Annotated in this window: 26 protein-coding genes; 17 read left to right on the forward strand and 9 right to left on the reverse strand. The window is 66.1% G+C overall.

Annotated elements, in window-relative coordinates; genetic code table 11:
* Positions 1–26: 26 nt before the first annotated feature.
* Entirely contained in the window at positions 27–512 is a 486-nt protein-coding gene (ruvX, locus tag BRAD285_RS18970) for a Holliday junction resolvase RuvX (protein WP_006611220.1), read from the forward strand.
* A gap of 4 nt (positions 513–516) precedes the next feature.
* Complete coding sequence (locus tag BRAD285_RS18975) at positions 517–1,440, forward strand: AEC family transporter (protein ID WP_006611221.1); 924 nt, start codon at positions 517–519, stop codon at positions 1,438–1,440.
* Between the two features lie 7 nt (positions 1,441–1,447).
* On the opposite strand, the gene BRAD285_RS18980 is transcribed toward BRAD285_RS18975, so the two are convergent.
* Genes BRAD285_RS18980 through BRAD285_RS18990 form a run of 3 tightly spaced genes read right to left on the reverse strand, consistent with a single transcriptional unit; the run spans position 1,448 to position 4,690 of the window.
* On the reverse strand, positions 1,448–2,272 hold the full coding sequence (locus BRAD285_RS18980; RefSeq protein ID WP_006611222.1) for a CPBP family intramembrane glutamic endopeptidase: 825 nt from the start codon (positions 2,270–2,272) through the stop codon (positions 1,448–1,450).
* The gene (locus BRAD285_RS18985; protein WP_006611223.1) at positions 2,269–3,912 is read right to left on the reverse strand and encodes an acyl-CoA dehydrogenase family protein; all 1,644 of its coding nucleotides are present in this window, start codon (positions 3,910–3,912) and stop codon (positions 2,269–2,271) included. Before BRAD285_RS18985 ends, BRAD285_RS18980 begins: the two co-directional genes overlap by 4 nt.
* A 22-nt stretch (positions 3,913–3,934) precedes the next feature.
* A complete protein-coding gene (locus tag BRAD285_RS18990; protein ID WP_006611224.1) occupies positions 3,935–4,690 on the reverse strand; it encodes a M15 family metallopeptidase in 756 nt (251 codons plus the stop codon).
* 109 nt (positions 4,691–4,799) lie between these two features.
* Between BRAD285_RS18990 and BRAD285_RS18995 the strand changes: the two genes are divergently transcribed.
* The 5 genes from BRAD285_RS18995 (at position 4,800) to dprA (ending at position 10,438) form a co-directional block, all read left to right on the forward strand.
* Positions 4,800–5,753, forward strand: coding sequence for an aspartate carbamoyltransferase catalytic subunit (locus BRAD285_RS18995; protein ID WP_006611225.1), 954 nt, complete (start codon positions 4,800–4,802; stop codon positions 5,751–5,753).
* Positions 5,754–5,777: 24 nt separating this feature from the next.
* Positions 5,778–7,079 carry a dihydroorotase gene (locus tag BRAD285_RS19000; RefSeq protein ID WP_006611226.1) on the forward strand — a complete coding sequence of 434 codons (1,302 nt, stop codon included), beginning with the start codon at positions 5,778–5,780 and terminating at the stop codon, positions 7,077–7,079.
* Between the two features lie 30 nt (positions 7,080–7,109).
* A complete protein-coding gene (gene plsY / locus BRAD285_RS19005; RefSeq protein WP_006611227.1) occupies positions 7,110–7,706 on the forward strand; it encodes a glycerol-3-phosphate 1-O-acyltransferase PlsY in 597 nt (198 codons plus the stop codon).
* Positions 7,707–7,930: 224 nt separating this feature from the next.
* A complete protein-coding gene (locus BRAD285_RS19010; protein ID WP_006611228.1) occupies positions 7,931–9,259 on the forward strand; it encodes a patatin-like phospholipase family protein in 1,329 nt (442 codons plus the stop codon).
* A 60-nt stretch (positions 9,260–9,319) separates the two neighbouring features.
* Positions 9,320–10,438: a DNA-processing protein DprA gene (dprA, locus tag BRAD285_RS19015; protein WP_006611229.1), complete on the forward strand. Its 1,119-nt coding sequence runs from the start codon at positions 9,320–9,322 to the stop codon at positions 10,436–10,438.
* 3 nt (positions 10,439–10,441) lie between these two features.
* Here dprA and BRAD285_RS19020 read toward each other — a convergent pair whose 3' ends face one another.
* Entirely contained in the window at positions 10,442–10,840 is a 399-nt protein-coding gene (locus tag BRAD285_RS19020) for a helix-turn-helix domain-containing protein (RefSeq protein ID WP_006611230.1), read from the reverse strand.
* Between the two features lie 97 nt (positions 10,841–10,937).
* Here BRAD285_RS19020 and BRAD285_RS19025 point away from each other — a divergent pair, with 97 nt between their 5' ends.
* The gene (locus BRAD285_RS19025) at positions 10,938–11,546 is read left to right on the forward strand and encodes an FMN-dependent NADH-azoreductase (RefSeq protein WP_006611231.1); all 609 of its coding nucleotides are present in this window, start codon (positions 10,938–10,940) and stop codon (positions 11,544–11,546) included.
* Positions 11,547–11,939: 393 nt separating this feature from the next.
* Here BRAD285_RS19025 and BRAD285_RS35835 read toward each other — a convergent pair whose 3' ends face one another.
* Entirely contained in the window at positions 11,940–12,104 is a 165-nt protein-coding gene (locus tag BRAD285_RS35835; protein ID WP_006611232.1) for a hypothetical protein, read from the reverse strand.
* A gap of 269 nt (positions 12,105–12,373) precedes the next feature.
* Here BRAD285_RS35835 and topA point away from each other — a divergent pair, with 269 nt between their 5' ends.
* The 7 genes from topA to BRAD285_RS19065 all read left to right on the forward strand — a co-directional run bounded on the left by topA (position 12,374) and on the right by BRAD285_RS19065 (position 22,378).
* Positions 12,374–15,121, forward strand: a complete 2,748-nt coding sequence (gene topA / locus BRAD285_RS19035; RefSeq protein WP_006611233.1) for a type I DNA topoisomerase — start codon at positions 12,374–12,376, stop codon at positions 15,119–15,121.
* 4 nt (positions 15,122–15,125) lie between these two features.
* The gene (rnr, locus tag BRAD285_RS19040; RefSeq protein WP_006611234.1) at positions 15,126–17,516 is read left to right on the forward strand and encodes a ribonuclease R; all 2,391 of its coding nucleotides are present in this window, start codon (positions 15,126–15,128) and stop codon (positions 17,514–17,516) included.
* The gene (locus BRAD285_RS19045; RefSeq protein ID WP_006611235.1) at positions 17,513–17,968 is read left to right on the forward strand and encodes a DUF983 domain-containing protein; all 456 of its coding nucleotides are present in this window, start codon (positions 17,513–17,515) and stop codon (positions 17,966–17,968) included. The genes rnr and BRAD285_RS19045 overlap by 4 nt, the downstream gene beginning before the upstream one ends.
* A 38-nt stretch (positions 17,969–18,006) precedes the next feature.
* The gene (locus tag BRAD285_RS19050) at positions 18,007–18,765 is read left to right on the forward strand and encodes an NUDIX domain-containing protein (RefSeq protein WP_006611236.1); all 759 of its coding nucleotides are present in this window, start codon (positions 18,007–18,009) and stop codon (positions 18,763–18,765) included.
* A gap of 390 nt (positions 18,766–19,155) precedes the next feature.
* A complete protein-coding gene (locus tag BRAD285_RS19055) occupies positions 19,156–20,481 on the forward strand; it encodes an LLM class flavin-dependent oxidoreductase (RefSeq protein ID WP_006611238.1) in 1,326 nt (441 codons plus the stop codon).
* Between the two features lie 129 nt (positions 20,482–20,610).
* On the forward strand, positions 20,611–20,778 hold the full coding sequence (rpmG, locus tag BRAD285_RS19060) for a 50S ribosomal protein L33 (protein ID WP_006611239.1): 168 nt from the start codon (positions 20,611–20,613) through the stop codon (positions 20,776–20,778).
* A 247-nt stretch (positions 20,779–21,025) separates the two neighbouring features.
* Complete coding sequence (locus tag BRAD285_RS19065) at positions 21,026–22,378, forward strand: globin-coupled sensor protein (RefSeq protein ID WP_006611240.1); 1,353 nt, start codon at positions 21,026–21,028, stop codon at positions 22,376–22,378.
* A 14-nt stretch (positions 22,379–22,392) separates the two neighbouring features.
* On the opposite strand, the gene BRAD285_RS19070 is transcribed toward BRAD285_RS19065, so the two are convergent.
* Positions 22,393–22,623 carry a hypothetical protein gene (locus BRAD285_RS19070; RefSeq protein ID WP_006611241.1) on the reverse strand — a complete coding sequence of 77 codons (231 nt, stop codon included), beginning with the start codon at positions 22,621–22,623 and terminating at the stop codon, positions 22,393–22,395.
* A 187-nt stretch (positions 22,624–22,810) separates the two neighbouring features.
* On the opposite strand from BRAD285_RS19070, the gene BRAD285_RS19075 reads away from it, so the two are divergent.
* Together BRAD285_RS19075 and BRAD285_RS19080 are read left to right on the forward strand one after the other, a co-directional pair.
* Positions 22,811–23,809 (forward strand): sensor histidine kinase, encoded by a 999-nt coding sequence (locus BRAD285_RS19075; protein WP_006611242.1) that lies wholly within the window; start codon positions 22,811–22,813, stop codon positions 23,807–23,809.
* Positions 23,806–24,222, forward strand: a complete 417-nt coding sequence (locus tag BRAD285_RS19080) for a response regulator (RefSeq protein WP_006611243.1) — start codon at positions 23,806–23,808, stop codon at positions 24,220–24,222. Before BRAD285_RS19075 ends, BRAD285_RS19080 begins: the two co-directional genes overlap by 4 nt.
* 235 nt (positions 24,223–24,457) lie before the next feature.
* Here BRAD285_RS19080 and BRAD285_RS19085 read toward each other — a convergent pair whose 3' ends face one another.
* The 3 genes from BRAD285_RS19085 to BRAD285_RS19095 form a co-directional block, all read right to left on the reverse strand.
* Positions 24,458–24,859, reverse strand: coding sequence for a DUF1127 domain-containing protein (locus BRAD285_RS19085; protein WP_006611244.1), 402 nt, complete (start codon positions 24,857–24,859; stop codon positions 24,458–24,460).
* A gap of 468 nt (positions 24,860–25,327) precedes the next feature.
* Positions 25,328–25,738 carry a DUF1127 domain-containing protein gene (locus BRAD285_RS19090; RefSeq protein WP_006611245.1) on the reverse strand — a complete coding sequence of 137 codons (411 nt, stop codon included), beginning with the start codon at positions 25,736–25,738 and terminating at the stop codon, positions 25,328–25,330.
* Between the two features lie 324 nt (positions 25,739–26,062).
* The gene (locus tag BRAD285_RS19095) at positions 26,063–26,437 is read right to left on the reverse strand and encodes a hypothetical protein (protein WP_006611246.1); all 375 of its coding nucleotides are present in this window, start codon (positions 26,435–26,437) and stop codon (positions 26,063–26,065) included.
* Positions 26,438–26,483 lie beyond the last annotated feature (46 nt).

The following is a 26,483-nucleotide window of genomic DNA, read 5'->3' on the forward strand; positions in this document are numbered from 1 at the left end:
GCTTGGCGCGTGCTAAGCGGCGCGCCATGCCTGCTCCCATCCTTCCCCTCATCGAAGCCGCCGGCCGCTGGCCCGAGCGCGGCGCGCTCGTCGGCCTCGATCTCGGCACGAAGACCATCGGCGTGGCCGTGTCCGATCCGGACCGCCGTCTCGCGACCGGTGTCGAGACCATCCAGCGCAAGGCGTTCAAGGCTGATGCTGCGCGGCTGCTTGCCATCTGCGCCGAGCGCAAGGTGGTCGGCTTCGTGCTGGGCTTGCCGATCAACATGGACGGCAGCGAAGGACCGCGCGCGCAGTCGACGCGGGCGTTTGCGCGCAACCTCGCTAGCCTCACCGACCTGCCGATCGGGCTGTGGGACGAGCGGCTGTCGACGGCGGCCGTCGAGCGCGAGCTGATCGGCATGGATGTCAGCCGCGCCAGGCGCGCCGAGGTGATCGACACCCATGCGGCGATCTTCATTCTGCAGGGCGCGCTCGACCGGCTGACGACGCTGCGCCGCTCCGGCCAGTAAGCCCATGAGCGCAGTCGTCGCGGCGCTGGCGCCGGTGTTCCTGCTGATCGTGATCGGCTTCGGGCTGCGGCGCAGCCTGATCCGGCTCGAGGCGCATTGGCACGGGCTCGAGCGCCTCACTTATTACGTGCTGTTCCCTGCTTTGCTGCTGCAAAGTCTGATCAAGGCGGATCTCAGTACGGTGCCGGTGGCCGGCGTCGGCGGCGCCCTGTTCCTGGCGATGCTGGCGATGTCGGCGCTGTGTCTTACGCTGCGCCCTTTGCTCGCGCGTGCCGGCGTCGACGGCCCGGCCTTCACCTCGATCTTCCAGGGCGCGACGCGCTGGCAGACCTATGTCGCACTCGGCGTCGCCCGCAGCCTGTTCGGACCGACCGGCCTTGCGGTCGCCTCGGTCGCGATGATCGCGATCATTCCGATGGTCAACGTCTTCAGCGTCGCGGTGCTCGCGCATTACGCCTCGCCGGTTCGCCGCTCGCTCAGCCAAATCCTCGCCACGATCCTGCGCAACCCACTGATCTGGGCCTGCGTCGTCGGGCTCGCGCTCAACGTCGCGCAGGTGCCGCTGCCGAAGCTCTGGCACGATGCCGCCGATGCGCTCGGCCAGGCCTCGCTGCCGATCGGCCTCCTGGTCACCGGCGCCGGCCTACACTTCGAAGGCCTGCGACGCGCCGGACCGGCCGCCGCGCTCGGCGTCGTGCTCAAGCTGGTGCTGATGCCGATCCTCGCGATCGGGCTTGCCGGATGGTTCGGCGTCACCGGCCCGAGCCTCGTGGTGGTCGCGATCTGCGCCGCGGTGCCGACCTCGCCGAGCGCCTACGTCCTCGCCAAGCAGATGGGCGGCGACGCGCCGCTGCTGGCCCAGATCATCTCGCTGCAGACGGTGCTGGCGGCGATCACCATGCCGCTCGCGATCGCCTGGACGAGCTGAGGTCCTCTCAGGATTGGCCGCTCGCCAGCCACATCGTCTGGATCGTGGCCGCGAGGTTGTTCAGGCCGTGCAGCACCATGGTCAGATAAAGCGAGTGGGTGCGGTAGCGCAGATAGCCGAACCACACGCCGAGCGAAAACACGTTCAGCAGGGCGAACCAGTCGTATTGAAGATGCAGGACGGTCCAGACCGCTGATGATAGCAGGATGGCCCCGGGCACCCGCAGGAAGGAGTCCGACCAGCCGCGATAGAGAAAGCCGCGCGCCATCAGCTCTTCGGACACCGGCGCCGCGACGCAGAAGGCGATGACCATCAGCCAGACCACGCCGTCGCCTCTCGCCGTCTTCAAGATGTCCACCATGAAGCTCGACGAGGTGTCGCCACGTCCGGTCAGATGCGCCGCCAGCTCCCAGCAGCCGAGGATCACGACCATCCCGACCACGCCGAGGGCAAAATTCTTCCAGCCGGTCCAGCGCAGGCCCAGATAGTCGGCGAAGGACATGCGGGTGTGGCGGACGGCGAAATAGATCGGCAGCAGGATCGCCGGCACGCCCATGATCGCCGACAGCGACACCGTCAGAGACCGGCTTGCGATCTGGACTGCGGCGGTCTGGAGCTCGACGGGCCCCGTGAATGCGCCATCATGGCGCAGCAGCAGATAGAGGATCGGCGTCAGCTGACCGATGAAGAAGAGGACGATGATGAGGAGGCCCCACAACGTCGTCCGCCAGAAGCCGAGCGTGCGCGGCTGATGCTGCGCCGGAGCGATCTGCTGTGGCGGCTCGAGCGGGTCGAGGGAATCGACGACGGCGGCGTCAGGCGTATCGGTCAAGGCAGGGCGCGCTCCAGCAAGGCACGGGTGGCGGCGGGTCCGAGATCGACGGCGCCATACATGCTCGGATGAATGTTGGCGAGCCGGGTGGTGGCGAACAGCTCGGCGTGAGCAGGCGTCACCGCATTGAGCGCGGCCGCGGCCGCCAGCAGAGCGAGCTTCTCGACGGCGAGGCGTGCGATACGCTCGCTGTCGCCACGCCGGAAGGCCTGGCCGATCATGGCGACCGCGTCCGCTGCGCCGGGCAAGCCACGCGTCTCATCGGCCAGGGTTTTCATGACGGCAGTCGCCGCCTCCGCCTCGCGCGACAGCGCGCGCAACACGTCGAGGCACATCACATTGCCCGAGCCTTCCCATATCGCGTTGACCGGCGATTCCCGGAAGTGGCGCGCGAGGATGCCGTCCTCGACATAGCCATTGCCGCCGAGGCACTCCATCGCCTCATAAAGAAACGGCGGCGCGCTCTTGCATACCCAGTATTTGATCGCGGGCGTCAGCAATCGCATGTAGGCCGCTTCGTCCGGGTCCCCATGCATGCGATCGAACGCGCGGCACAGCCGCATCACCAGCGCCACCGTCGCCTCGACATGAAGCGCCATGTCGGCGAGCACCGACTGCATCAGCGGCTGGTTGGCGAGATGCTTCTGGAACACGCTGCGATGGCGCGCGTGATGCAGCGCATGCGCCAGCCCCGAGCGCATCAGGCCGGCGGACGAGATCGCGCAGTCCTGCCGGGTCAGCTGCACCATCTGGATGATGGTGCTGATGCCCCTGCCCTCCTCGCCGACGCGCTCGGCATAGGCGCCTGTGAACTCCACCTCGGAGGACGCATTGGAGCGATTGCCGAGCTTGTCCTTCAGCCGCTGGAAGCGCAGCGCGTTGACTGATCCGTCCGGCGCAAAGCGCGGCATGAAGAAACAGGTCAGGCCGCCCTCGGCCTGCGCCAGCACCAGGAAGGCGTCGCACATCGGCGCCGACATGAACCATTTGTGCCCGGTGATGCGATAGCCCTCACTCGTACGCTCAGCTGATGTCATGTTGGCGCGCACGTCGGTGCCACCCTGCTTCTCGGTCATGCCCATGCCGAGCGTCATGCCGCGCTTCTGCCACCACGGCGCAAACGCCGGGTCGTAGCCGCGGGTGGCAATCACGGGCATCGTCCGCGCCAGCAGATCGGGCTGCGCGGCCAGCGCCGCGACTGAAGCGCGCGTCATCGTGATCGGACACAGGTGCCCGCTCTCGACCTGAGAGGCGATGTAGAATTTGGCCGCGCGCACGACCTCGGAGCTGCCGCCTGCGGGCTTGCCCTGCGCGGTCCAGGTCGAGTTGTGCAGACCGGCTTCGACCGAGCGCGTCATCATCCGATGATAGGCCGGATGAAACTCGACGAGGTCGCGACGAAAGCCCTTGGCGTCGAAGCTGCGCAGCTTCGGCGTGCTCTCATTCGCGAGCCGGCCCTGCTCGGCCATCTCGGCCGATCCCCACAGCGCGCCAAAAGCCGTCAGTTCGTGCTCGGCGTCAGCGCCGCCACTCGCCTTCACGGCCTCCATCAGCGGCCGGTCGGCCGTGAACAGGTTCACGTCCTCGAACGGCGGAGATTGATTGAAGACCTCGTGGGTCTCGAACGATGTCGGGGTCATGGCCGTACCCTGGAGAGTTCGATCATCGGCGCGGCCGAATGGGAAAAACATAGGTGGTCGCGCCGGCGCCCGGCAGTGAAAAGTGCCACCACTCCCTGGCATAGTTCACAAACCCTTGCCGCGCCATCACAGTCACCAGCTCGTTGCGCCAGCGGCGCTGCTCCGGCGTCAGGTCTCGTGCTGCAGTATGAGCCTTGACGTCGAAACAATCGTAGCCGGTCCCCATATCGACGCTGCCTTCCGGCGCACGCAGCGCCGCCGGCGCCGTGCAGTCCGCATAGTCTTTGGCAGGATCGAACACGGCGGAATTGTCGGCCGCCAGCTCGACCAGCGTCAGATCGAGCGCCGCCCCGGTCGAATGGCTGGAACGCACGGCGATGTAGCCGAGCCGGAACAGGTCGCGCTTCGCAACGCCCGGCGTATAGCGGCGGCCGGCGGTGGTCTCGACGCCATCTTCGGACCACGCCAGCATCTCCGCGACGGCGCGCACCGGCCGGTAGCAGTCGAGCATCTTCAACGACAAGCCGCGCGGCCGCAGCTCGGTCTGAGCCGCCTGCAGCCGCAGCCCGACATCACGCCTCACGATGCATTCGGCCGCCTCGTAGCGCGGCAAGGGACGGCCGACGAAGTTGTTGCTTCCGGCATAGCGGATGTCCTGCTGGATCGTCGGGTCGATGTCGCGGAGGTAGACGAAATCCGCCAGCAGCTTGGCCGCCGAGGCGGGAACGATGCCCGCCAGCAGGACCGCCCATGGAAGCAGGACACCGGCGGCGATCAACCGCCACCTCGCGAATGTCCGGCGGCCCCGGGACGGAACGGGGGATAACTCGGAACCCCGGCTTTCGGCCTTGCCCGCCGTGGAAACCGCGCCTATAGCTCTGGCTTTAATGGCAACCTCTCCGAAATCGACTTTCGTCCTCGGGCACCGGCATTTGCTGGGAATCGAGGGCCTTTCCGCCCACGACATCACCGGTCTCCTCGACCTGTCCGAGGAGTATGTCGAACTGAATCGTCAGGTCGACAAGAAGCGCACCGTGCTGCGCGGCCGGACCCAGGTCAACCTGTTCTTCGAGGCGTCGACGCGGACACAATCCTCGTTCGAGCTCGCCGGCAAGCGGCTCGGCGCCGACGTCATGAACATGTCGGTGTCGTCCTCGTCCATCAAGAAGGGCGAGACCCTGATGGACACCGCCGTCACGCTCAATGCGATGCATCCGGACATCCTGGTGGTCCGTCACCACGCCTCCGGCGCGGTGGAGCTCCTGGCCCGCAAGGTCGACGGCTCCGTCATCAATGCCGGTGACGGCGCGCATGAGCATCCCACGCAAGCGCTGCTGGACGCACTGACGATCCGCCGCAACAAGGGCCGCATCGAGGGGCTGGTGATCGCGATCTGCGGCGACGTGCTGCATTCGCGCGTCGCGCGCTCCAACATCCTCCTGCTGAACACGATGGGCGCGCGCGTGCGCGTCGTCGCGCCCTCCACGCTGCTGCCGCCGGGCATCGAGCGGATGGGCGTCGAGGTCGCGCGCGACATGCGCGAGGGCCTCAACGGCGCCGACATCGTCATGATGCTCCGCCTGCAGCGCGAGCGCATGAACGGCTCGTTCGTGCCGTCCTCGTCGGAATATTTCCAATATTTCGGCCTCGACCAGAAGAAGCTCGCCTACGCCAAGCCCGATGCGCTCGTCATGCATCCCGGCCCGATGAACCGCGGCGTCGAGATCGACTCCATCGTCGCCGACGGCGCGCAGTCGCTGATCCGGGAACAGGTGGAAATGGGTGTCGCCGTGCGCATGGCCGTGCTCGAGGCGCTGGCCCGCAACCTGCCCAATGCTTGATTTGAGACCTCGGGACGAAACGACATGCTGACCGATCGCCGCCCGATCCTGCTCGCCAATGCGCGCGTCATCGATCCCTCCCGCGACATCGACGGGCCCGGTGACGTGCTGATCGCCGACGGCGTCATCCGCGACATCAAGCGCGGCATCGGCGCCGCAGGCGTGCCCGAAGGAACCGACGTCATCAACTGCGCCGGCCAGATCGTCGCGCCCGGCCTGGTCGACATCTGCGCCTTCGTCGGCGAGCCGGGCCTCGGCCATCGCGAGACCTTTGCGAGCGCGAGCCAAGCGGCAGCGACCGGCGGCATCACCACCATCATCTGTCAGCCCGGCACCGAGCCGGTCATCGACAATTCGGCGACCGTCGACTTCGTGCTGCGCCGCGCCCGCGATACCGCGATCGTCAACATCCAGCCGATGGCGGCCTTGACCAAGGGCCTGCGCGGCGAGGAGATGACCGAGATCGGGCTGTTGCGCGCCGCCGGCGCGGTCGCCTTCTCCAACGGCCATACCAGCGTGATGAACGCTCAGGTGATGCGCCGCGCGCTGACCTACGCGCGCGACTTCGACGCCTTGATCGTGCATCACACCGAGGACCCGAATCTCGTCGGCGAAGGCGTCATGAACGAAGGCGAGTTCGCCTCGCGCCTCGGCCTCTCCGGCATTCCGCCCGCGGCCGAAGCCGTGGTGCTCGAGCGCGACATGCGCCTCGTGGCGCTGACCAAGGGCCGCTATCACGCGGCCGCGCTGAGTTCGGTGGACTCGCTCGACGTCCTCAAGCGCGCGCGTGACGCGGGGCTCGCCGTCAGCGCCTCGGTCTCGATCAACCACGTCACGCTGAACGAGAACGACATCGGCCCCTACCGCACCTTCCTCAAGCTGACGCCGCCGCTGCGCACCGAGGTCGACCGCCGCGCGCTGGTCGAGGCGCTCGCGTCCGGCCTGATCGACGTCATCATGTCCGACCACAATCCGCAGGACGTCGAGGTCAAGCGGCTGCCGTTCGCGGAGGCCGCGAGCGGCGCCGTCGGCCTGGAGACGATGCTGTCGGCCGCGCTGCGGCTGGTGCACAGCGGCGAGCTGAGCTGGACCACCTTGATCCGCGCGATGTCGACGCGCCCCGCGGAACTGCTCGGCCTGCCCGGCGGCACCCTGCGCGCTGGCGCGCCGGCCGACATCATCGTGATCGATCCGGACGTGCCCTGGATCCTCGATCCGGCCGACCTCAAATCGCTGTGCAAGAACACGCCGTTCGACGAGGCCCGCTTCACCGGCCGCGTGGTCCGCACCATCGTCGGCGGCCGCACGGTATTCGAACATGTCTGACGCACGGCATCGCGCGCAAGGAGTTGTGTGATGGGTTCCGAAGCCTTCCTGCCCGTGGCTCTCATCATCGGCTATCTGCTGGGCTCGATCCCGTTCGGCCTGATCCTGACCAGGCTCGCCGGCACCCAGGACCTGCGCAGCATCGGCTCCGGCAATATCGGCGCCACCAACGTGCTGCGCACCGGCCGCAAGGGGCTGGCCGCAGCCACCTTACTTGGCGACGCGCTGAAGGGCACGGCCGCCGTCCTGATTGCCGGCTACCTGGGCGGCCCAAATGCTGCGATGGCGGCGGGGCTCGGCGCCTTCCTCGGGCACTTGTTCCCGGTGTGGCTGAAATTCCGCGGTGGCAAGGGCGTCGCGGTGTATATCGGCATCCTCATCGGCCTGTTCTGGCCCGGCGCGATCTTCTTCTGCCTGGTCTGGCTCGCGACCGCATTCGCGTTCCGCTACTCATCATTGGCTGCACTCGTCGCGAGCGTGCTGACGCCGATCGTATTGTGGGCTTTCGGTCACACCGCGCTGGCCGCGTTGTTTGCCCTGCTCACCTTGTTGCTCATTTACATGCATCGCGAAAACATCAGGCGCTTGCAGGCCGGCACCGAGAGCAAGATCGGCGCCAAGAAGTAATCACTCCGAACAAATACGGAGCAAATGCGGATATCCTGTGTCTCGCCCTGGAATTACAGAGGCAACGCAGCAACACCGCCACATCATCAGCTAATAAGTTAACGCCGACTCTGGTGTGAATCATGATTGCCTGTCATGATTCCGGCATCTGAACACGCAAGACCAATTCAAGCGGCGCGCGACTTCCGCGCGAGCACCGCACTGATGAGGAGTCGGCGCAGCAAATGTCTACACCCATTCGATCGAGCGCCAGCGCCCTCCTCTCCGCGGCCCAGATCTGGTCGACCGACGACCCGTTCGCATCCACCGGCAACACCGCCGAACCGACGCAGGCTGCAGCGATCGAGCCGGTCGCTCACGAGGTCGCAGCCGATCCGATTGCCGAGAGCCCGGCTGCCCCGATTGCGTCAACCGCCGCGACCACGCCATCCGAAAGCGCCACGGCCGTCGTCGAGATGATGATCGCCGCTACGGGCTCGGCCGCCACCACGGAGCCAAAGACCGCCGACGCGCCGGAGCGATCCCTGGCCGAGACGATCGCCAACGCCAAGCTGCCGCCGCCGCCGCGCGTGTGGCCGCCGCGCAAGCTGTCGCTGGCGCTGCAGGGCGGAGGAACCTTTTCGGCCTTCACCTGGGGCGTGCTGGACCGCCTGCTGGAGGAGCCGGCCTGCGATTTCGACACGATCAGCGGCGCCAGCGCCGGCGCGATCAATGCGGCGCTGCTCGCGAGCGGGCTCGCCAATGGCGGCCGCGACGAAGCCCGCGGCCGTCTCGCCGAGTTCTGGACAGGGCTTGCCGATGACGCCTCGTTCCGCGCGCTGATGCTGATCGGCGGCTATTCGCCGGCCAGCAGCGCGGTCTCTTTCGGCACTGGCCTGCGCGGCGGCCGCGCCGACCCCCTCGATCTGGCGCCGCTCCGCGACATCCTCACCACGACAATCGATTTCGCCGCCGTGCAGGGCGCAGGCGCGCCGCGGCTGCTGGTCGCGGCCACCCGGGTCCGCGATGGCCAGCCGCAGATCTTCCGCAACGGCGACATCACGCCGGACGTGCTGCTCGCCTCGACCTGCCCGGCCCAGATGCTTGCGGCCGTCGAGATCGACGACGAAAGCTACTGGGACGGCGGCTACGCGGCCAATCCGCCGCTGATCCAGATTGCGCATGAGTCCAGCGCAGCCGATCTGCTGGTCATTCAGGTCACGCCGGCGCGGGACGGCTTCGTGCCGATGACCTCGGCCGCGATCGATCGCCGCCTCGACCAGATCGCAGCCAATGCCGTGCTCAACGCCGAGCTTGCGGCGCTGGAATGGGCCCGCAGCGACGGCCTGCACCCGCCCCGCCTGCATCGGCTCGCCGCCGAGGACGAGATCGAGTCGCTGGCGCAGCGCGAGGCCACCGACTTCGGCAGCGACTTCATCGCCATGCTGCATCAGCGCGGGCGCGAGGCCGCCGATCGCTGGCTGCGCGAGGCCCCTGCGGGCACGATGCCGGCGATCGCCGAGGAGCGGCCGGCCACCGCGACCGAAGAGGTGCGCGAGGTCGCTCCGGCGTAGCGCGCCCTCTTCCCTGCGCCCTCGGGTTGCTCCATGCTGGCCTTCTTCGAGGAGGCTGGCGTGGACGCGATCAACACGACGATCGAGCTGAGCGACACCGAGCGGCGCGACCGGCTGCGCCTGATCCGCTCCGACAATGTCGGCCCGCGCACCTTCCGTGCGCTGCTCGACCAGTTCGGCACCGCCCGCGCCGCGCTGGAGCGTCTGCCGGATCTGGCGCGCCGCGGCGGCGCAGCGACGAGCGGCCGGATCTGCACCGCAAGCCAGGCCGAAGCCGAGCTCGAGGCCTGTAAACGCCAGAGCGTCCAGCTCCGGGCGCCGGACGAGGACGGCTATCCGCCCCGCCTCGCCACCTGCGAGGATGCGCCGCCTTTGCTCGCCGTGCGCGGCGCCCGCGACGCCCTGATGCGCCCGATGATCGCCATCGTCGGCTCGCGCAATGCTTCCGCCGCCGGGCTCAAATTCGCTGGCCAGATCGCCCATGAGCTCGGCCAGGCCGGCTTCGTCATCATCTCAGGCCTGGCGCGCGGCATCGATCAGGCCGCCCATCGCGCGAGCCTCGGAAGGGGCACGGTCGCGGTGCTCGCCGGCGGCCACGACCGCATCTATCCGCCCGAGCATGTCGATCTGCTCGGAGCCATCGTGAGCGGCAGCGGCGCCGCCATCTCCGAGATGCCGCTCGGACACGAGCCGCGCGCCCGCGACTTCCCCCGCCGCAACCGGCTGATCTCGGGCGCCTCGCTCGGCGTCGTCGTGGTCGAGGCCGCGCACCGCTCGGGGTCGCTGATCACCGCCCGGATGGCCGGCGAACAGGGCCGCGAGGTGTTCGCAGTTCCCGGCTCGCCGCTGGATCCCCGCTCGGCCGGCACCAACGACCTGATCAAGCAGGGCGCCACGCTGGTCACCGAGGCCGCCGACGTCATCCAGGCTGTCGGCCCCATTCTGGAGCGGCCGCTGCCATTGTCGCTGGGCGAGCCCGACGAGGAGCTGTTCGCGCCCGATCCCGAGAGCCACGACCGCGCGCAGATCACGGCCCTTCTCGGCCCGACGCCGGTGTCGATCGACGACCTGATCCGGCTCAGCGGCCTGTCGCCCGCAGTGCTGCGCATGGTGCTGCTGGAACTCGAGCTGGCGGGCCGGCTGGAACGTCACGGCGGCGGGATGGTGTCGCTGACCTGACGCTCAGCCGCCATCTTTGCGTGCGTCGAAGCGCGAGCGTGCCTGCTCGATCTTGTCCTGGTGCTCGATGGCCCAGTGCCCGAGCGCCTGCACCGGCTGCGACAAGCCGCGGCCGAGATCGGTCAGCTCATAGTCGACCCGCGGCGGGATGGTCGGAAACACCGTACGCGTCACCAGCCCGTCGCGCTCGAGCCCGCGCAGCGTCAAGGTCAGCATGCGCTGGGAGATGCCGCCGACCAGGCGCTTCAGCTCGTTGAAGCGCTTCGGCCCGTCCTGCAGCATCATGATGACGAACACGCTCCATTTGTCGCCGACACGCGCCAGGATCGACGCGACGCCGCGGCAGTCATTGTACTGCGGCACCGGCGGGAGGTCAGGATCATCGCTGTCAGCAGGTGTCACGGATGTGCCCGGGTTTCAAAAATGTGCGTTCTTGTGGGGTTACAGCACAGTCACTCATAGTGCGCCAGTTACAAACCAATACCGAGGTGACTGACCTATGACACAACTGCTCCATATCGACTCCAGCGTGCTCGGCCCCAACTCCGTCAGCCGTCAGGTGTCAGCCGCGATCGTCAATCGCTTGCGCGAGATCACGCCGAGTCTCGAAGTCACCTACCGGGATCTCGCAGCGACGCCGCTGTCGCATCTGTCCGGAGCGCATGTGGCGATTGCTCATGGCGGATCGGTTGCAGACCCGGCCGTGCAGGCGGACGTTGCCGCCGGGCAAGCGGTGCTCGAAGAATTTCTCAGCGCCGATATCATCGTGATCGGCGCCCCCATGTACAACTTTTCTGTTCCGAGCCAGCTGAAGGCCTGGATCGATCGCATCCTGATCCCGGGCAAGACATTCAGATATGACGCCAATGGCCCCGAGGGACTCGTTGGCGGTAAGCGCGTGATCGTCGCGCTGTCACGCGGCGGCTTTTACGGCTCTGCACCAGCGGCAGCACTCGAGCATCTCGAAACCTATCTGCGCGGTGTGCTCGGCTTCATCGGCGTGACGGCGCCCGAATTCGTTGCGGCCGACGGCATCATGGTCGGACCCGAGCAACGCGAGCAGGCGCTGGCAAATGCGTTGAAGACGGCAAGCGATCTCGCGGCCTGAGATGCTTCGGCGACTGCCGCAAGCGCTAGGCAGTCGCCGTTCGCATCGTCAGGGACGCGGCGAGCTGTCGGGTTAGATCGGCACGCCGGCTGGCAAACTGGTGCGGCGCCATCGAGGAACAGCTCTTGTCCCTGCATGTGCGCGGCATCGTCCCAGGCACGAACAGCACGGTACCAGCGATGTTGGACCGAGCGGCGTCGTCGCAGCGATCCTGGCTCGACGATCTTCGCGTCGCCAACGCGGCGTGCGGATCGCAGCCGGCGCGACCATGTTGAGGCGGATGCCGCGCGGGGACAGATCGGACACCAACGCGCCCGCCATTCTGCTCTACTCAAATGACTGGACGCCGCTGCCCCCCCAGGAGACGACCTTGGTGCCGCGTCGAGCCGCAATTCAGGACAGCTTGCGCCGGCTGCGCAGCCGCAGGTGCTCCTCCGCTTCGAGATTGGCCATCCGCAGCAGATAATCGAGCATGTCCAGATTATGCCGCTGCGCGAGCTGCGACAGGCTCGCCGTGACCTCGGCAATCAGCGCCGCCGCGGCATCGGGATCCTCCATCGACTCTTCTATATCCGGGCCGCGTTTGTCCGCTTCCTTGACCAATCGACCTATCCCATGACGGGTATTCGGGGAAAAACATCGGAAAAAGAGCACGGTTCCAATGGCGCTCCCTACAACCTGATAGGTACTTCCCCAGGGGGACGCAATCGACTTTCGGCGCCCCCCGATTTGACAGGAACCCCCTCACCACCCATGTTCGGGTCAACGAGGCAGGCGCGAATCCCGCGAAACCGGCTTCAATCCCTCCACTAAGTCATTGGAAATACATGAATATCGTCATCGTGGAGTCGCCTGCCAAGGCCAAGACGATCAATAAGTATCTGGGCTCCTCCTATGAGGTTCTGGCCTCGTTCGGCCATGTCCGCGACCTCCCTGCGAAGAACGGCTCCGTCGATCCGGAAGAAAATTTCCGGATGATCTGGGAGGTCGACCCCAAGGCGGCCGGCCGACTCAACGACATCGCCAAGTCCCTGAAAGGCGCCGACCGCCTGATTCTCGCCACCGACCCTGATCGCGAGGGCGAGGCGATCTCTTGGCACGTGCTGGAGGTGCTGAAGGAGAAGCGTGCGCTCAAGGATCAGAAGATCGAGCGCGTCGTCTTCAACGCGATCACGAAGCAGGCCGTCTCCGAGGCCATGAAGAACCCGCGCCAGATCGACGGCGCGCTGGTCGACGCCTACATGGCGCGCCGCGCCCTCGATTACCTCGTCGGCTTTACGCTCTCCCCCGTGTTGTGGCGCAAGCTGCCGGGCGCGCGCTCCGCGGGCCGCGTGCAGTCGGTGGCGCTGCGCCTCGTCTGCGACCGCGAGATGGAGATCGAGAAGTTCGTCCCGCGCGAATACTGGTCGCTGATCGCCACCCTCGCGACGCCGCGCGGCGACACGTTCGAAGCGCGCCTCGTCGGCGCCGACGGCAAGAAGATCCAGCGACTCGACATCGGCACCGGCGCCGAAGCGGAAGACTTCAAGAACACGCTGAACGCGGCGACCTACACGGTCGCGACCGTCGACGCCAAGCCGGCCCGGCGCAATCCGCAGGCGCCCTTCACCACCTCGACCCTGCAGCAGGAAGCGAGCCGCAAGCTCGGCTTCGCGCCGGCGCATACGATGCGCATTGCGCAGCGGCTCTATGAGGGCATCGACATCGGCGGCGAGACCACCGGTCTCATTACTTATATGCGTACCGACGGCGTGCAGATCGACGGCTCGGCAATCACCCAGGCGCGCAAGGTGATCGGCGAGATCTACGGCAACAAATACGTGCCGGACAGCCCGCGCCAGTATCAGACCAAGGCCAAGAACGCCCAGGAAGCGCACGAGGCGATCCGCCCGACCGACCTGTCGCGCAAGCCGGCCGATCTGCGCAAGCGGCTCGATGACGACCAGGCCAAGCTCTATGAGCTGATCTGGACCCGCACGATCGCCAGCCAGATGGAATCCGCCGAGCTGGAGCGCACCACGGTTGACATCGTCGCCAAGGCAGGCGGCCGCACCTTGGAGCTGCGCGCCACCGGCCAGGTCGTCAAGTTCGACGGCTTCCTCGCGCTGTACCAGGAAGGCCGCGACGACGAGGAGGACGAGGACAGCCGCCGCCTGCCGCAGATGAGCCCGAACGATCCGCTCAAGCGCCAGAACCTCGCGGTCACCCAGCACTTCACCGAGCCGCCGCCGCGCTTCTCGGAGGCCTCGCTGGTCAAGCGCATGGAAGAACTCGGCATCGGCCGGCCCTCCACCTACGCCTCGATCCTCGATGTGCTCAAGGCGCGCGGCTATGTGAAGCTGGAGAAGAAGCGCCTGCACGGCGAGGACAAGGGCCGCGTCGTCATCGCCTTCCTGGAGAACTTCTTCCGCCGCTATGTCGAATACGATTTCACGGCGGACCTGGAGGAGCAGCTCGACCGCATCTCCAACAACGAGATCGCCTGGCAGCAGGTCCTGAAGGATTTCTGGACCGGCTTCATCGGCGCCGTCGACGAGATCAAGGATCTGCGCGTGGCGCAGGTGCTCGACGCGCTCGACGAGATGTTGGGTCCGCACATCTATCCGCCGCGCGAGGATGGTGGCGACGTCCGGCAGTGCCCGACCTGCGGCACCGGCAGGCTGAACTTGAAGGCCGGCAAATTCGGCGCCTTCGTCGGCTGCTCCAACTATCCGGAGTGCCGCTACACCCGCCCGCTCGCCGCCGATAGCGAGGCCGCGGCCGACCGCATGCTCGGTCAGGATCCGGACTCCGGCCTCGAGGTCGCTGTCAAGGCCGGCCGGTTCGGACCCTACATCCAGCTCGGCGAGCAGAAGGATTATGCCGAGGGCGAGAAGCCGAAGCGCGCCGGCATCCCCAAGGGCACGCAGCCCTCGGACGTCGATCTCGACCTGGCGCTGAAGCTGCTGTCGCTGCCGCGTGAGATCGGCAAGCATCCGGAGACGGGTCTGCCGATCACCGCGGGGCTCGGCCGCTTCGGGCCGTTCGTCAAGCACGACAAGACCTATGCGAGCCTGGAAGCCGGCGACGAGGTGTTCGACATCGGCCTCAACCGCGCGGTCACCCTGATTGCCGAGAAGGTCGCCAAGGGCCCGAGCAAGCGGTTCGGTGCGGATCCCGGCAAGGCGCTGGGTGATCATCCCTCGCTCGGACCGGTGGCCGTGAAGGCCGGCCGCTACGGCGCCTATGTCACCGCTGGCGGCGTCAACGCCACTATCCCCGGCGACAAGGAGAAGGACACGATCACGCTCGCGGAAGCGATCGCCCTGATCGACGAGCGCGCCGCGAAGGGCGGCGGCAAGGCGAAGGCGGCAAAGAAGGCTGCGAAGCATGCCAAGGCCGCCAAGCCGAAGGCGGGCGGAGACGACGACACACCGAAGCCGGCCAAGAAGGCCGTGGCGAAGAAGGCCGCGGCCAAGCCGAAATCAGAGTCCACCAGCAAGGCGCGTGCGCCGGTTGCCAAGGCCGCCAAGACATCGGCCAAGCCCGCGACCAAGGCCACGCCCAAGAAGAGCGCCGGCAAGGCCCGCGGATGAGAAAATGATCAAAAAGCGCGACATCGGCTTCCCTCCGCGGGAGGCCATCGTCGCCTTCATCCGCGCCAATCCGGGCAAGATTGGCACCAAGGACATCGCGCGCGAGTTCGGCCTGAAGAACGCCGACCGCGCAGCACTCAAAGAGCTGCTGCGCGAGCTCATCGCCGACGGCACGGTCAAGAAGAGCGGCCGCAAGAAGATCGTCGAGCCCGCGACATTGCCGGCGACACTGGTGGCCGACATCACCGGCCGTGACAGCGATGGCGAGTTGATTGCAAAGCCGGCCGAATGGGACGAGGCCGAGCAGTCCGAGCCGCCGCGCATCCGCATCTACGCCTCTCGCTTGGCCAAGCCAGGCGCCACCGCCGGCGTCGGCGATCGCGCCCTGCTCCGCGTCGAGCCGATCAATGATACCGACGGGATCGCCTATCGCGGCCGTGTGCTGAAGGTGCTCGACCAGGCGCGCAACCGCGTGCTCGGCATCTTCAAGAGCAACCCCAATGGCAACGGCGGCCGCCTGATCCCGGTCGACAAGAAGCAGGCCGGACGCGAGCTGTCGATTGCCCCTGGCGATACGAAGGATGCCCAGGACGGCGACCTCATCAGCGTCGATCTGCTGCGCGGCCGCGGCTATGGCCTGCCCGCGGGACGCGTCAAGGAGCGCTACGGCTCGGTCGCGACCGAGAAGGCGATCAGCCTGATCGCTATCCATGCCCACGAGATCCCGATGGAGTTCTCGGCTGCTGCCGTTGCAGAAGCCGAGGCGGCGCAGCCGGCGACCCTGAAGGGCCGCGAGGACTGGCGCGAGCTGCCGCTGGTCACAATCGATCCGCCCGACGCCAAGGACCATGACGACGCCGTTCACGCCGAGCCGGATCCCGACCCGAACAATGTCGGCGGCTTCATCCTCCATGTCGCGATCGCCGACGTCGCCTACTACGTGCGTCCGGGCTCGGCGCTCGATCGCGACGCGCTGATCCGCGGCAACTCGGTCTACTTCCCCGACCGCGTCGTGCCGATGCTGCCGGAGCGCATCTCCAACAATCTGTGCTCGCTGGTGCCGGGCGAGGCGCGCGGCGCGCTCGCGGTGCGCATGGTGATGGGCGCCGACGGTCGCAAGCGCTCGCACTCGTTCCACCGCGTGCTGATGCGCTCGGCCGCAAAGCTCTCCTACGCGCAGGCGCAGGCCGCCATCGACGGCAAGCCGGACGACGTCACGGGTCCCCTGCTCGAGCCGATCCTCAAGCCGCTCTACGCTGCCTATGAGGTCGCCAAGCGCGGCCGCGACGCGCGCGATCCGCTCGATCTCGATCTTCCCGAGCGCAAGATCCTGCTGAAGACGGACGGCACCGTCGACCGCGTCGTCGTGCCGGAGCGGCTCGACGCGCACCGGCTCATCGAGGAGTTCATGATCCTCGCCAATGTCGCCGCGGCGGAAGCGCTGGAGAAGAAGGCGCTGCCGCTGATCTACCGCGTGCATGACGAGCCGACGGTCGAGAAGGTGCATGCGCTGCAGGAGTTCCTGAAGACGCTCGACGTGCCCTTCGCCAAGTCGGGCGCGCTGCGGCCGTCGCTGTTCAACCGCGTGCTGACCTTGGTCGCCGGCCAGGATTACGAGAAGCTCGTCAACGAGGTCGTGCTGCGCTCGCAGGCGCAGGCCGAGTACTCCTCGGAAAACTACGGGCATTTCGGCCTGAACTTGCGCCGCTACGCCCACTTCACCTCGCCGATCCGCCGCTATGCCGACCTCGTCGTCCATCGCGGGCTGCTGCGCGCGCTGGGTCTCGGCGACGGCGCCCTGCCCGACAGCGAGACGCCGGATCATCTGGCCGAGGTCGCGGCGCAGATCTCGGTAACGGAGCGGCGCGCGATGAAGGCCGAGCGCGAAACCGCCGACCGGCTGATCGCGCATCACCTCGCCGACCGCGTCGGCGCGACCTTCCAGGGCCGCATCTCCGGCGTCACCCGCGCGGGCCTCTTCATCAAGCTCGAGGACACCGGCGCCGACGGCCTGGTTCCGATCCGAACCCTCGGCACGGAATATTTCGATTACGACGAGACGCGCCATGCGCTGATCGGCCAGCGCAGTGGTGCCATGCACCGGCTCGGTGACGTCGTCGACGTGCGTCTGGTAGAAGCTCAGCCAGTGGCCGGCGCGCTGCGCTTCGAGCTGCTGACGCAGGCCGATGTCCTGGTGTCGCGGCATCCGCGCGGCGCCGGACCGAGGCGCAAGAATACCGTCGGGACGAACGCCAAAGCGGTTGCCAAGGCGACCAAGCGGGGCAAGTCCGAAGCGCGCACGAAGCATAAAGACAAGAGCCGTAAGAAAAGCCAGAAGGCAGGGGCAAAACGCAAGCCCGGCACATCGAAGAAAGGCCAATCATGGACGCCATGAGCTCAACGCCCCGCGCATTGCCCCAAGCTTTGCCCCAGACTTGGACCCGCGACACCGGCCTCGCCGAGAAGCGCGACGTCTGGACCGCGATGAAGCGCGGCCTGCGCTGCCGCTGCCCGCGCTGCGGCCAGGGCAAGCTGTTCCGCGCCTTCCTGAAAGTGGCCGACAATTGCGATCGCTGCGGCCAGGATTTCTCCGGCCATCGCGCCGACGATCTGCCCGCCTATCTCGTCATCGTCATCGTCGGCCACATCATCGTGCCGATGGCGCTGTCGATCGAGACCAACTACGCGCCGCCGGTCGCGCTGCAGCTCGCGGTGTATTTGCCGGTCACGCTGATCTCGTCGCTCGCCTTGATTCAGCCGATCAAGGGCGCCGTGGTCGGGCTGCAATGGGCGTTCCGCATGCACGGCTTCGACGACAATCCGGCAGACGGCATTCCGCCGGTTTGAGCGGATTGATCAACTCATAAGAAAAAAACGGGGAGGCTATGAGCGAGACGGCACAGGCGACGAGCGCGCCGGCGGGCAAGCCCGCCGAGAAGGAAGCGGATCATCATCCCTACACCAAGCCGCGCGATGCCGCGACGTTGATCCTGGTCGACCGCAGCGGCGCCGTGCCGAAGGTGCTGGTCGGCAAGCGCCACGACAAGGTCGTGTTCATGCCCGGCAAGTTCGTCTTCCCCGGCGGCCGCGTCGACAAGACCGATCACCGCATCCCGGTCGCCGCTCCCATGCCGGCCGAGCTCGAAGCCAACCTGTTCAAGGGCAAGCCGCAAACCACAGCGTCGCGCGCTAAATCGCTGGCCGTCGCCGCGATCCGCGAAGCCTGCGAGGAGACGGGTCTCTGTCTCGGCCGCAAGGTCGACGGCCCCGCGCCGAAGCTCGAAGGCCCCTGGGCGCCCTTCACTGAAGCCGGCCTCCTGCCCGATCCCTCCGGCCTGTTCCTGATCGCCCGCGCCATCACCCCGCCCGGCCGCATCAAGCGCTTCGACACCCGCTTCTTCACAGCGGATGCCTCCGCCATCACCCACCGCGTCGACGGCGTCATCCACGCCGATGCCGAGCTGGTCGAACTGGTCTGGGTCGAGCTCGGCTCCAAGCCGCTGGCCGATTTGCACCCGATGACCAAGAACGTCCTCCACGAACTCGACAAGCGCCTCGCCACCGGCCCGCTCCGCCACGACGCTGACGTGCCGTTCTTCCACTTTTACGGCGGCAAAATGCAGAAGGACGTGCTGGGCGCGTAGCATCGACGCGGCGATGCACTCGCTTCTCGCGAATGAACTCCGCTGCGCTCGCAATGAGACGGCGATCACGCCAACACAACAAAGGTGTTGTCCCGGACAAGCCGCGACGCGCGCAAGCGCGACGCTGCGCTGATCCGGGACCCATACTCTGCGGCGGTCGTGATAGGTACAAATGCCAATGACCAGCCTGCCTCGAACTCCTCCCTGGGGGTATGGGTCCCGGCGTTCGCCGGGACGACACCGTTGATTGGGTCGGCTGCTCGACTCTCATCGACATGAGCGTGCTACGCGCGGCCCCAAAAACGAAATCGTGTTCTGCGGCGGGTTGCTGACACGCATTGGCAGAGTTCCTATCTCCTGAAAGACAGCAACCATCCGCGGACGCCCCTCATGGCCCCTCGTCAACTCAAGCTCGGCGCCTTCATGCGCCCGGTGTCGATCCATACCGGCGCGTGGCGCTATCCCGGCGCCTGGCCGGACGCCAATTTCAACTTCGCGCATCTGAAGCAGCTGATCCGCAAGCTCGAGGCCGGCAAGTTCGACGCCTTCTTCATGGCGGATCACCTCGCCGTGCTGAACATGCCGATCGATGCGCTCAAGCGCAGCCATACCGTGACCTCGTTCGAGCCGTTCACGCTGCTGTCGGCATTGTCGGCGGTCACAGAGAACATCGGCCTGATCGCGACGGGATCGACCACGTTCGACGAGCCCTATCACGTCGCCCGCCGCTTCGCCTCGCTCGACCATATCTCGGGCGGGCGTGCGGGGTGGAATATCGTCACCACGTCGAACCCCGACGCCGCGCTGAACTTCGGTCTCGACGATCACATGGAGCACGCCGAGCGCTACAAGCGCGCCCGCGAATTCTACGACGTCGTCACGGGGCTCTGGGACTCCTTCGCCGACGACGCCTTCGTGCGCGATGTCGAGAGCGGGCTGTTCTTCGATCCCGAAAAGATGCATGTGCTCGACCACAAGGGCAAATACCTGAAAGTCCGCGGCCCGCTGAACATCGCCCGTCCGGTGCAGGGCTGGCCGGTCATCGTTCAGGCGGGCGCGTCCGAGGACGGCAAGCAGCTCGCGGCCGAGACGGCGGAAGCCGTGTTCACCGGCGGCGGCAGCCTCGCCGATGGCCAAAAACTCTATGCCGACATCAAGGGCCGCATGGAGAAGGTCGGGCGCAACCCGGAGCATCTGAAGATCCTGCCCGGCGCCTTCGTCGTGGTCGGCGACAGCGTCGATGAAGCGAAGGAGAAGCGCGCGCTGCTCGACAGCCGGGTGCACTACGACAGCGCCATCGCCTCGCTCTCGGTCATCCTCGGCACCGATGCCTCGGGCTTTGATCCCGACGGCCCGCTGCCCGAGATCCCCGAGACCAACGCCTCCAAGAGCGGCCGCCAGCGCCTGGTCGACGTCGCCGCCCGCGACAAGCTGACGGTGCGGCAGTTGGCGCAGCGGGTCGGCGGCTATGGCGGGCTCGCCTTCGTCGGGACGGCAAAAACCATCGCCGACCAGATGCAGGACTGGCTGGAGAGCCGCGGCTCGGACGGCTTTAACATCATGTTCCCGTTCCTGCCGGCCGGGCTCGACGACTTCGTGGACAAGGTGATTCCCGAGCTGCAGCGCCGCGGGATCTTCCGGACGGAATACGAAGGCCCCACCTTGCGGGACAATCTCGGCCTGCCCCGGCCGAAAAACCGGTTCTTCGCGGCCTAGGGGCCGAGAATCTGCCCCGGATCTCGCCCGGCAACCTTGACTTTGGGGGCTGGCTGGGTAGGTTGCCGGCCAACGGCGCCCCCTCTTTGGCCGGCGTCCACCCCCGATTCCATTGCAGAGGTTCAAGACATGGCCAAAGCGGTCACCATCAAGGTCAAGCTCGTGTCGTCGGCCGACACCGGCTTCTATTACGTTGCCAAGAAGAATTCGCGCACCATGACCGACAAGATGGTCAAGAAGAAGTACGACCCGGTCGCGCGCAAGCACGTCGAATTCCGCGAAGCCAAGATCAAGTAAGTGCTCAAGTAAGATCGCGGATCTGCTTTCGACTTCGACGGGGCCGTTCGGCCCCGTTTTTTATTGCGCCTCCCTCTCGCTCGATCGGCCAAGCCAAGGCCGGCCGCCGGTAATATTCGCCGGTCGGTTGGAATTGAGGTTCCGGCCGTAAGGAACCATCAACCAAACCCATGCAAATTCAGGGTAGAGAAGCACCCGCGCGTCGGCGGGGCCTCCTCCTGTTCACCCAGCTTACCGGGCCCTTGCGATGACCGACCCACAGACCCTGCAGTCTCGTCTCGACTTCATCGGCATCGACAATGCGACCCGCGAACATCTGCGCGAGCTGCGGCCGCTGATCGGCAAGGTGCTGCCCGGCCTGCTCGACCAGTTCTATGCCCATGTCGGCAAGGTCCCCTCGCTCGCCAAGATGTTCTCCAGCCAGGCCGCCATGCGCCACGCCCACAAGGCCCAGCTCGACCATTGGATGTCGCTGGCATCGGCCAAGTTCGACGCTGACTACGTGAAATCGGTGACCCGCATCGGCCAGGCCCACAACCGGATGGGGCTGGAGCCGCGCTGGTACATCGCCGGCTATTCGCTGATCGTCACCGGCTTGCAGAAGGCGATCGAGACCGAGCTGTCCGACGGCTGGTTCGCTGGCCAGGCCGCGCGCGAGAAGAAGGCGGCGCTGCAGGCGGCGATCACCAAGGCCGCGATGATCGACATGGACCTCGCGATCTCGGTCTATCTCGACGCCGCCAAGACCGAGCAGCACACCGCCATGCAGCGCATGGCCGACGAGTTCGAATCCACCGTGGGCCAGATCATCAACAAGGTCCATGCCGACGCGCGCACGCTCGAGGTTTCGGCCAATACGCTGAGCAAGACTGCCGAGCAGACCCAGCAGCTGTCGACCAGCGCCGCCGCGGCCTCCGGACAAGTCTCGGCCACGGTGCAGTCGGTCGCATCGGCCGCGGGTGAGATGACATCGTCGGTCCACGAGATCGGCCGCCGCGTGACGGAATCGACCAGCATCGCCAAGGAAGCGGTCCGCCAGATCGAGCAGACCGATGTCGGGATCAGCGAGCTGTCGCGCACCGCCGAGCGCATCGGCGATGTCTTGAAGCTGATCACCTCGATCGCGGCCCAGACCAACCTGCTCGCGCTGAATGCCACCATCGAGGCGGCCCGCGCCGGCGATGCCGGCCGCGGTTTTGCGGTGGTCGCCTCGGAGGTCAAGGCGCTGGCGTCGCAGACCGCCAAGGCGACCGAGGAGATCGGCCAGCAGATCGAGGGCATCCAGAACGCGACGCAGTCGTCGGTAGCCTCGATCAAGCAGATCGGCGGCACCATCCAGCAGATTTCGGAAATCGCCGCCGGCATCGCCGCGGCCGTCGAGCAGCAGGGCGCCGCCACGGGACAGATCTCGCGCAACGTCCAGGAGGTCGCCGGCGGCACAGCGCGCGTCGCCGGCAACATCGGTGACGTCAGCAAGGGCGCTGACGCCACCGGATCCGCGTCCTCCCAAGTCCTCACGTCAGCACACTCGCTGTCGCGCGAGAGCGATCGGCTGAAGGACGAGCTGGAGAAATTCCTGCGGAAGGTCCGCGCCGCCTGACCGGCGCTTGCGAACTACATGCCGTGGCTCTGGAATACCGCCGAGCAGCGCTTGCTGAGCTTGGCGCGGTTCTGCGTCAGGCAGTTCTGCACGCCGAAATCATCGCCGAGCTGAGCGCGGCAGAAGCGCTTGGCGTCTCCGGCGCACGCCTTCTGCTCCTGCGGCGTGCCCATATGGCCCTGCGCCAGGGCAAACGACGGCAGAACGGACAGCGACACGGCAACCGCGAACATCAGCTTTGTCATTGGGATTCCTCCTTGGGGCCCAGACAAACGTCCGCCGCGCCGGGCGGTTCCGGCTCGCACCTCCGGCGTCCGAAACCGATGTTGCAGCGGTTTCAGAGTTGTAACAAAGTACCTTATCTGAGGGTTGGACCAACCTGCCGGACCGGTGCTGTCGACCGTAGTTGGCGTCTTGACGAGACAAGAACAAATGAACCTCGAAGATCTGTATCGGCTTCTCCGCAGCAGCCATGTTCAGGCGCAGGGGATCGTGGACACGATCGATGAGCCGCTGCTGGTTCTCGACGAGAGGGGCGTCGTGCTCGAAGCCAACCGCGCCTTCTTCGCCACCTTCCTCGTCGAGCGCGACGACACGATCGGGACGCCGCTGTCCAATCTCGGCAATGGCCAGTGGAACATCCCTGAGCTCAAGCGTCTCATGGCCGACATTGTCCCGAAATCCGCTGCGGTGATCGACTACGAGGTGACGCACGAGTTTCCGGTCATCGGCCGTCGCACCTTCCTGCTGACGGCCCGGCGCCTGATCAAGCCGGACAACAACAGCACGCATCTGTTGCTGGTGTTCTCCGACGTGACCGCGAGCAAGGCCAAAGAGCGTGAAAACTCCCTGCTGTTCTCAGAGCTCCGCCACCGCCTGATCAATCTGCTCGGTGTCGTCCAGGCGATCGCCAACCAGACCGAGACGAAGGGCGTGACGGCGGAGGACTACAAGAGCGCCTTCCTGGCGCGCTTCCAGGCGCTGGCCAAGGCCCAGGCGCTGATGGCCGGCGGAAGCGGATCCATCGACCTCGCCACGCTCCTGTCTCACATCCTGTCGTCCTGGAAAGCCGGACAGCTGATGTTGTCGGGAGGGCCCGCGGTGACCGTCCCGGACAAGCAGGTCGTCCCGCTGGCGATGATCGTCAGCGAGCTCGCCACCAATGCGTTGAAATACGGAGCGCTCGGCCAGGACGGCGGCACGGTCGAGCTGAGCTGGCAGATCACCTCCGCTGCGCCGGAGCAGCGTTCGCTTCACCTCGTCTGGCAGGAAGCCTGCACGACCCCGGTCTCACCGCCCGATCGCGCAGGCACGGGAACGCTGATCATCGAGGAGATCACGAAATTCAGCCTGCAAGGAAAGGTGGAACTTAACTTCGACAATGGCGCTTTACGAGCAGACCTCGTTTTTCCACTGACCGAGTCGCGATGAACGGAAACGGCGATCAAGCCTTCGTTGCAATGGCTCGAGCTCGGCTCGTGCTCGTGGTCGAGGACGAATATTTCATCGCCATGGACCTCCAGGCCGTGTTGGCCGACGCGGGCTACGATGTGCTGGGCCCCGCCAGCACAGCGACGGACGCGCTGAAACTGCTGGACGACAACAGCCCGTCCGCCGCGGTTCTCGATGTCAATTTGGGAGATCATCGCGTGACTCCCGTCGCTCACGCGCTCGCCGTGAGGCGCATCCCCTTCGTGCTGGCCAGCGCCTACTCCGATCTGGACCTCGCCAACGAGCCTCTGCTCGCCAAAGCGCCGAACGTGGGGAAGCCGACCGCGCCCGGCCCGCTTCTCGATGCAGTCGGGCGCATGCTCAGCGCAGTGCCAGTCGCGGATGAGCGCTAAAGCATGATCCGGAAAAGTGCGCAGCGGTTTTCCGAATAGATCATGCGCAAACAACAACCTAAAGCGCGATGATGATTCATCCTGATCTCATCGCGCTTTAGCGGGCGCGATTCCGATGACGCCGTCGTGAACGGCACGTCCTTCAACAACGTGCATCATCTGGGCAGGCAGCATCGTCAGGGCAGATCGAGCTGATCCACCCTGCCGAAAGATCTGCTCACAGCGATGGCCGCAGCTACATCACGCCGTGCGACATCATGACATTCGCCATGTCGTATCTGAGGCGCTCGAGGGTGCGGTGGGCTGCGAGATGATCGAGGTCGCCTTGCGACAGGCCGATGTCGATCAGCTGCGCCTCGCTCAAGTCACGCAGATGGAGTCGCATTCTCCTGCGCCGACCGCTGTCCTGAAAGGCGTGCCAGGAGCGTGCAATCAGTCTGAACAGCCACGACGTCGCCAAGCCCGGCGGCCCGGCCGCATTCTTTTCCGACAGCGCATCGCGCAGCCCATTGGCGGATGCGCCTGGGCGCGGCGCCGCTGGCACCAGATGCGCCGCGTTCTTTACCAATGTGAGGTGACGATCGCGCGTGGCGGCATTGTGCGCGATCTCGGCTGTGAGGTGGGTCTGAGGTGGCATCGGTCGCTCCTGCTGCGTGATGCCGGCAGGGAACGTGACCCAACAAAAAGGCCCCGTCCGATGCCGGCGGGGCCTGGTGGAATGATCGTGTCGTCGAAATCCTAGCGCACGACTCCTCCCACGGCCCGGCTGCAGCGGGTCGTATGTTTGCGGTTGGAGCGGCGCACGACGTTGATCATGGTTTGCAAGTACCACGAGGATTGCGCCAGATCAAGGCATGTAGTTCCTGCGCTCACAGATGAGCACCTATGCGCTCAGCTTGCCGGGTGCTTTTACGCTCGACCATTTTTCGACAGAGCGCTGGTTCGAAGAGAAGCCGATCTCTCCTCCGTCATTGCGAGCGCAGCGAAGCAATCCAGAGTGATGTGCGAGACCCTGGATTGCTTCGCTGGCGCTCGCAATGACGTCGCGGCGACCATCGCGCGCAATCGGCCGACCGTCCCCTGCATCGCGACGGTCCGCGACCGGCTACACTCCCCTCCGCGAAACGAGCCCGACATATCGCGGGTCGTGCCTCAAGCTCTCGAGCGTCTGCAGCGCGGCGATGTGCTCGATCTCGGCACGGGTGATGCCGATATCGGTGAGCTCGCGTTCGCTCAGCTCGGACAGGCTTGCCCGCACGTACTCCCGGCGTTGCCGCGCTTGGATGGCGCGCCAGCACCGGCCGATCAGGCGGATGATCAGCCAAGTCGGCGTGGCCGGCGGACCGGCCGCGTCCTTTTCCGACAACACCTCGCGCAACGCAGCGATCGACGCATCGGATTGCGTCGATGGCTGCACGCTGCTGATCGCGCCGGTGGCTGACGCGATCGAGAGATCAACGTTGAGCCCTGACACATGCCCGGCGTCGATCGTCGAATGAGTCTGGTGGGGTGGCATCCTATGCTCCTGCTGTTGTGCCGGCAGGGGAGCAAAGGCCAAACGAAAAGGCCCCGTCCGATGCCGGCGGGGCCTGGTGAGAACATCGCGTCGTCGATCTCCTAGCGCGCGACTCCTTCCATGGCCCGGCCAAGGCCGGTCATGTGATCGAAGTTGACAATGCGGATCGATGTTCTCATGGCATTTCAATACCACAATGCATCTGCCGTATCAAGCGATAGTTCTGGATTTAACATCCTCAAGGCGAGTTGCCGCGAACTAACAACACCTGCCCAGACGACCTGCACGCCGCACTATGCTGGCCGCCACCTGCATGAAATCGCCCTACGACTGCCCTGCTTCTGGATCTACGCTTGGGACCAGATACATGTGCAACTGTTCAGAATATAGCTCGAAGCTGGTTGCTCCATCGGTCGCTTCGATTCCGAAGGGGACGAGTGTGTTGACATGAATGACGTCGCGACCTGCGTGGTCCATCGCTGTTGCGACGACCTCGCAAGCGATCAAAGCCGGCTGAGGATATTTGCTCCCGCGTCGAAGATCGTCGGTAGAGACCACCGGCAATTTGTCGACGATTGACCACTCTTTGCCAAAGCGATCAGTGAAGCGACACTCGACCCAGCCGGGAAAGTCATCGCTGACCCATCGCGTGATAAGGGCACGAATATGTGCGGTCGGCGTTTTCTTTTGCATGCCCATGGCCGTTCCCCATCCAGTATCGTAGGGCGGATTTAGCGTAGCGTAA

It is taken from the genome of Bradyrhizobium sp. ORS 285, from assembly GCF_900176205.1.
GTDB lineage: Bacteria > Pseudomonadota > Alphaproteobacteria > Rhizobiales > Xanthobacteraceae > Bradyrhizobium.

What these genes read in the sequence shown, in the direction of transcription:
- ruvX (WP_006611220.1), top strand. Translation starts at nt 27, where the DNA reads ATGCCTGCTCCCATCCTTCCCCTCATCGAAGCCGCCGGCCGCTGGCCC.
- BRAD285_RS18975 (WP_006611221.1), top strand. Translation starts at nt 517, where the DNA reads ATGAGCGCAGTCGTCGCGGCGCTGGCGCCGGTGTTCCTGCTGATCGTG.
- BRAD285_RS18985 (WP_006611223.1), bottom strand. Translation starts at nt 3,912, where the DNA reads ATGACCCCGACATCGTTCGAGACCCACGAGGTCTTCAATCAATCTCCG.
- BRAD285_RS18995 (WP_006611225.1), top strand. Translation starts at nt 4,800, where the DNA reads ATGGCAACCTCTCCGAAATCGACTTTCGTCCTCGGGCACCGGCATTTG.
- BRAD285_RS19000 (WP_006611226.1), top strand. Translation starts at nt 5,778, where the DNA reads ATGCTGACCGATCGCCGCCCGATCCTGCTCGCCAATGCGCGCGTCATC.
- plsY (WP_006611227.1), top strand. Translation starts at nt 7,110, where the DNA reads ATGGGTTCCGAAGCCTTCCTGCCCGTGGCTCTCATCATCGGCTATCTG.
- BRAD285_RS19010 (WP_006611228.1), top strand. Translation starts at nt 7,931, where the DNA reads ATGTCTACACCCATTCGATCGAGCGCCAGCGCCCTCCTCTCCGCGGCC.
- BRAD285_RS19025 (WP_006611231.1), top strand. Translation starts at nt 10,938, where the DNA reads ATGACACAACTGCTCCATATCGACTCCAGCGTGCTCGGCCCCAACTCC.
- BRAD285_RS35835 (WP_006611232.1), bottom strand. Translation starts at nt 12,104, where the DNA reads ATGGAGGATCCCGATGCCGCGGCGGCGCTGATTGCCGAGGTCACGGCG.
- topA (WP_006611233.1), top strand. Translation starts at nt 12,374, where the DNA reads ATGAATATCGTCATCGTGGAGTCGCCTGCCAAGGCCAAGACGATCAAT.
- rnr (WP_006611234.1), top strand. Translation starts at nt 15,126, where the DNA reads ATGATCAAAAAGCGCGACATCGGCTTCCCTCCGCGGGAGGCCATCGTC.
- BRAD285_RS19045 (WP_006611235.1), top strand. Translation starts at nt 17,513, where the DNA reads ATGAGCTCAACGCCCCGCGCATTGCCCCAAGCTTTGCCCCAGACTTGG.
- BRAD285_RS19050 (WP_006611236.1), top strand. Translation starts at nt 18,007, where the DNA reads ATGAGCGAGACGGCACAGGCGACGAGCGCGCCGGCGGGCAAGCCCGCC.
- BRAD285_RS19055 (WP_006611238.1), top strand. Translation starts at nt 19,156, where the DNA reads ATGGCCCCTCGTCAACTCAAGCTCGGCGCCTTCATGCGCCCGGTGTCG.
- rpmG (WP_006611239.1), top strand. Translation starts at nt 20,611, where the DNA reads ATGGCCAAAGCGGTCACCATCAAGGTCAAGCTCGTGTCGTCGGCCGAC.
- BRAD285_RS19065 (WP_006611240.1), top strand. Translation starts at nt 21,026, where the DNA reads ATGACCGACCCACAGACCCTGCAGTCTCGTCTCGACTTCATCGGCATC.
- BRAD285_RS19070 (WP_006611241.1), bottom strand. Translation starts at nt 22,623, where the DNA reads ATGACAAAGCTGATGTTCGCGGTTGCCGTGTCGCTGTCCGTTCTGCCG.
- BRAD285_RS19075 (WP_006611242.1), top strand. Translation starts at nt 22,811, where the DNA reads ATGAACCTCGAAGATCTGTATCGGCTTCTCCGCAGCAGCCATGTTCAG.
- BRAD285_RS19080 (WP_006611243.1), top strand. Translation starts at nt 23,806, where the DNA reads ATGAACGGAAACGGCGATCAAGCCTTCGTTGCAATGGCTCGAGCTCGG.
- BRAD285_RS19085 (WP_006611244.1), bottom strand. Translation starts at nt 24,859, where the DNA reads ATGCCACCTCAGACCCACCTCACAGCCGAGATCGCGCACAATGCCGCC.
- BRAD285_RS19090 (WP_006611245.1), bottom strand. Translation starts at nt 25,738, where the DNA reads ATGCCACCCCACCAGACTCATTCGACGATCGACGCCGGGCATGTGTCA.
- BRAD285_RS19095 (WP_006611246.1), bottom strand. Translation starts at nt 26,437, where the DNA reads ATGGGCATGCAAAAGAAAACGCCGACCGCACATATTCGTGCCCTTATC.